Source organism: Oscillibacter sp. CU971, from assembly GCF_905219725.1.
Classification (GTDB): Bacteria; Bacillota; Clostridia; order Oscillospirales; family Oscillospiraceae; genus Oscillibacter.
In genome coordinates this window covers 1-1134 of the sequence record NZ_CAJMXG010000560.1, presented here as the reverse complement: position 1 = coordinate 1134, position 1134 = coordinate 1, and the positions used below count along the sequence as shown (strand labels likewise).

The 1134-nt window shown below is 70.1% G+C and carries 2 protein-coding genes; both read right to left on the bottom strand.

What is annotated here, in order from left to right; translation table 11 throughout:
- Positions 1-887 (bottom strand): biotin carboxylase N-terminal domain-containing protein (locus JX325_RS17445; RefSeq protein ID WP_204792267.1); only part of this gene is annotated, 887 nt, incomplete at its 3' end.
- On the bottom strand, positions 881-1134 hold a 254-nt coding region (locus JX325_RS17440), incomplete at its 5' end, for a biotin/lipoyl-containing protein (protein ID WP_307819290.1). The genes JX325_RS17445 and JX325_RS17440, both read right to left, overlap by 7 nt.

Here is a 1134-nt window from a genome sequence, read left to right as displayed (position 1 = left end):
TGCTCAACCTGGATGCGGGTGTTCATCTCCATAAAGTAGAAATTCTCCCCGTCCACCAGGAATTCCACCGTCCCGGCCCCCTCATAGCCCACGGCCTCCGCCGCCCGGACGGCGGCTTCTCCCATGGCCCTTCGCAGGGCGGGGCTGAGGCCGGGGGCGGGGGCCTCCTCCATCAGCTTCTGGTTCCGCCGCTGGACGGAGCAGTCCCGGTCCCCCAGGTGAATGGTATGCCCCTGGCGGTCCGCCAGAATCTGCACCTCCACATGCCGGGGGTTCAGCACCAGCTTCTCCAGGTACATCTCGTCGTTTCCAAAGCAGGCCGCGGCCTCCGCCTTGGCCTCGGCGCAGGCGGCGGGAAGCGCGTCCGGGCCGTCACAGCGGCGGATGCCCCTTCCCCCGCCTCCGGCGGAGGCTTTCAGCAGCACCGGCCAGCCCACGGCCTCCGCCGCCGCCAGGGCCTCCTCCACCGAGGAGACGGGGCCGTCGGAGCCGGGAGTCACCGGGACCCCCGCCGCCTTCATCAAATCCCGGGCGGCGGACTTGGAGCCCGCCTTTCGGATGGCNTCCCCGNAGGGGCCGATGAAGGTCAGCCCCGCTTTGGCGCAGGCGTCGGAGAAGTCCGCGTTCTCGGAGAGAAAGCCGTAGCCCGGGTGTATGCCGTCGCAGCCGGTGGCCAGGGCCGCCGTCAGCAGGGCGTCCTGATTCAAATAGCTGTCCGCCGCCCGGGCGGGGCCGATGCAGACGGACTCCGTGGCCAGCTGAACGTGGAGGGCCTCCGCGTCCGCCTCGGAATAGGCGGCCACCGTCTCGATCTCCAGCTCCCGGCAGGCCCGGAGGACCCGGAGGGCAATCTCCCCCCGGTTGGCGATAAGGACCCGCTTCAGCATGGCCGGTAGCGCATCAGCGCCTCGCCGAAAGCCGCCAGCTCCCCGTTGGCCTTCAGCACCTCTTCGATGACGCAGTCACAGGGGGCGGGAACCTCGATCATGGTTTTCATGGCCTCGATGAGGCAGACGGTCTGCCCCTTCTTCACCTTGTCCCCCGGCATGGCAAAGGGGGGCTGCTCCGGGGCGGGAGCGGCGTAGAAGGTGCCCACCAGCGGCGCGGTGACGGCGGGGGCCTCCTCCGCCGCCG